Annotated in this window: 1 protein-coding gene; it reads right to left on the bottom strand. The window is 71.6% G+C overall.

The annotated features are described in order from the left end of the window. Positions 1 to 1,896, bottom strand: a 1,896-nt coding sequence (locus tag ACWEN6_RS40825; protein WP_452577585.1) for an SDR family NAD(P)-dependent oxidoreductase, incomplete at its 3' end; no start/stop codon positions are given. Positions 1,897 to 1,899: the final 3 nt, after the last annotated feature.

Below are 1,899 nucleotides of genomic sequence, written 5' to 3'. Positions count from 1 at the left end.
CGCCTCCACCCGACCAGCCGACAACGACGACACCACCCCGTCATCCACCACCCCCGCCGCATGCACCACCGCACGCAACGGCCACGCCCCACCGACCTCGCCCAGCAGAGCGCTCAGAGCGTCCCGATCAGCCACGTCGCAAGCGGCGACGGAAACCTCGGCGCCCAGCCCGGCCAGCTCATCACGCAGCTCGACCGCCCCAGGGGCGTCCAGGCCACGACGAGAGACCAGCAGCAGATGCCGCACCCCATGCACGACCACCAGATGCCGCGCCACCAACGCACCCAACCCACCGGTACCACCAGTGACCAACGTCGTCCCATCGACCGGCCAAGCCTCCACAGGCTCCTCACCGGCATCCGCACCGCCCGCCTGACCAGCACCGCCAGGCGTGGAGGCTCCACCCTCCGGGTCGACAGAGCTCACATGCGACAACCGCGGCACCCACAAAGCGTCGCCACGCACCGCGACCTCCGGCTCACCACAAGCCAGCGCGGCACGCACACCGCCCGCAAGACGCTCCTCACCGCCGTCGACCGCGGCCGGCACGGCACTCGCCGACGCCCCATCAGAACCGAGAGCGACCCGCACGCCTTCCAGCGAACCCTCACCCGGCTCCAGATCGACCAACGTGATCCGGCCCGGCTCCTCCGACTGAGCGGCCCGCACCAGCCCCCACACCGCAGCCTGCGCCGAATCCGGAACCTCGCCGTCGGCCACGGCCAACGCACCCCGGGTGATCACCACTACCGGCCGCGCGTCCGCCTCGGCCAACCAGCCGTGCAGGTCGGTCAGGACCGTACGCAGAGCGGTCCGTACTCGATCGATCGCATCACCAGCGCCCTGGGCTCCGTCAGCGCCGTCTGTGGGATCGATGACGAGTATGTCGCCGGGGGCCACCGCACCGAGGGGAACCGACGCCGGCCCCAACTGCCGCCAGGCCACTTCGAACACGGAAGGACGGTCGGTGACGGCGGCTCCACCCGATTGCGGGCGGCCCGGGGGGAACAGCCAGTAATGCCGCCGCTGGAAGGGGTAGGTGGGCAGATCCAGATCGCCGACGCGGGCCCCAGCCGGTCCGGCCGTTCCGGCTCCGGTGGTCCAGGACGGCCAGGCGGTCCAGTCCACGCCGGTGCCACACGTCCACGCCTGGCCCAGTCCGGCGACCAGTTGGGCGGTCTCGTCCCGGTCGCGGCGCAGCAACGCCACCACCGTCGTGTCACCGTCGTCGTAGCCGACCCCGTGCCCGCCATCGCCACCACGGACCTCGACAGGGCCGCCGTCCCCACCACCGCTCGCGCCCAAATGCTCCTCGCCGGCGTGGTCGTGGTGGGCGAGGGTCTGCTCGATCATCGGGGCCAACTGGGCGTCCGGGCCCGCCTCGATGAAACAGCCGACCCCCTGCCCGCGCAGCGTGGTCACCACATCGGCGAACCGCACCGGCCGGTGCACATGCTCCACCCAATACCCCGGCTCGGTGATCTGCGACCCGGCCGGCCGCCCACTCACCCCCGACACCAGCGCCACGGTCGGCGAATGGAACACAAGCGACGCCGCCACCGCGGCGAACTCCTCCAGCATCGGCTCCATCAACGGCGAATGAAACGCATGCGACACCCGCAACCGCCGCGTCCGATACCCCTGCTGCCGCGCCCACTCCACCACCTGCTCCACCTGATCGGCAGCACCGGACACCACCACCGACCCAGGCGCGTTCACCGCCGCCACCGCCACCCGGCCATACCCGGCCAGCACCGGGACGGTCTCCTGCTCGCCGCAGCCGATCGCCGCCATCGCCCCACCAGACGGCAACCCCTGCATCAACCGGCCACGAGCAGCCACCAACCGGCACGCATCCGCCAACCCCAACACCCCGGCCACATGCGCCGCAGAAATCTC

The organism is Sphaerisporangium sp. NPDC004334, assembly GCF_053602655.1.
The sequence above is the reverse complement of the archived record's forward strand: the minus strand, read 5'-3'. Positions and strand labels throughout refer to the sequence as shown.